Genomic DNA, 1,387 nt, shown 5'->3' with positions numbered 1-1,387 from the left:
AGGCTTTCGGTGCAGAGGATTCTCACCTCTGTTTTCGCTACTCACACCGGCATTCTCACTTCTAAGCGCTCCACTAGTCCTTCCGGTCTAGCTTCGACGCCCTTAGAACGCTCCCCTACCGACGACGTAAGTCGTCCCACAGCTTCGGTGGTACGTTTAGCCCCGGTACATTTTCGGCGCAGAGTCACTCGACCAGTGAGCTATTACGCACTCTTTAAATGGTGGCTGCTTCTAAGCCAACATCCTGGTTGTCTAAGCAACTCCACATCCTTTTCCACTTAACGTACACTTTGGGACCTTAGCTGGTGATCTGGGCTGTTTCCCTCTTGACCACGGATCTTATCACTCGTAGTCTGACTCCCGAGTATAAGTCATTGGCATTCGGAGTTTGACTGAGTTCGGTAACCCGATGAGGGCCCCTAGCCCAATCAGTGCTCTACCTCCAAGACTCTTCACTCGAGGCTAGCCCTAAAGCTATTTCGGGGAGAACCAGCTATCTCCAAGTTCGATTGGCATTTCACCCCTACCCACACCTCATCCCCGCACTTTTCAACGTGCGTGGGTTCGGGCCTCCAGTAGGTATTACCCTACCTTCACCCTGGACATGGGTAGATCACCTGGTTTCGGGTCTACGACCTCGTACTATACGCCCTATTCAGACTCGCTTTCGCTGCGGCTCCGTCTTTTCGACTTAACCTCGCACGAGATCGTAACTCGCCGGTTCATTCTACAAAAGGCACGCCATCACCCATAAACGGGCTCTGACTACTTGTAGGCACACGGTTTCAGGTTCTCTTTCACTCCCCTCCCGGGGTGCTTTTCACCTTTCCCTCACGGTACTGGTTCACTATCGGTCACTAGGGAGTATTTAGCCTTGGGAGATGGTCCTCCCTGCTTCCGACGGGATTCCTCGTGTCCCGCCGTACTCAGGATCCACTCAGGAGGGAACGAAGTTTCGACTACAGGGCTGTTACCTCCTCTGGCGGGCCTTTCCAGACCGCTTCATCTACTCCGTTCCTTTGTCACTCCGTATTGAGTGTCCTACAACCCCAAGAGGCAAGCCTCTTGGTTTGGGCTGTTCCCGTTTCGCTCGCCGCTACTCAGGGAATCGCTTTTGCTTTCTTCTCCTCCGGGTACTTAGATGTTTCAGTTCCCCGGGTGTGCCCTCCATACGCTATGGATTCACGTATGGATACTGCCCCATTACGGACAGTGGGTTTCCCCATTCGGAAATCTCCGGATCAACGCTTACTTACAGCTCCCCGAAGCATATCGGTGTTTGTCCCGTCCTTCATCGGCTCCTAGTGCCAAGGCATCCACCGTGCGCCCTTTCTAACTTAACTAAACACACTTTTCAGCCTGTTATCTAGTTTTCAAAGAACAATTT

The 1,387-nt window shown here is 52.6% G+C and carries 1 rRNA gene; it reads right to left on the bottom strand.

From position 1 onward, the window contains the following. Window positions 1–1,343: ribosomal RNA gene (locus K1I44_RS14945) — 23S ribosomal RNA — on the bottom strand; the annotation flags it as partial. Between the last annotated feature and the right edge of the window lie 44 nt (window positions 1,344–1,387).

It is taken from the genome of Anoxybacillus sp. ST4 (genome assembly GCF_019448545.1).
GTDB classification, from domain to species: Bacteria; Bacillota; Bacilli; order Bacillales; family Anoxybacillaceae; genus Anoxybacillus; species Anoxybacillus pushchinoensis.
Note: the sequence above shows the minus strand (reverse complement) of the source record. Positions and strands in the feature narration are given on the sequence as shown.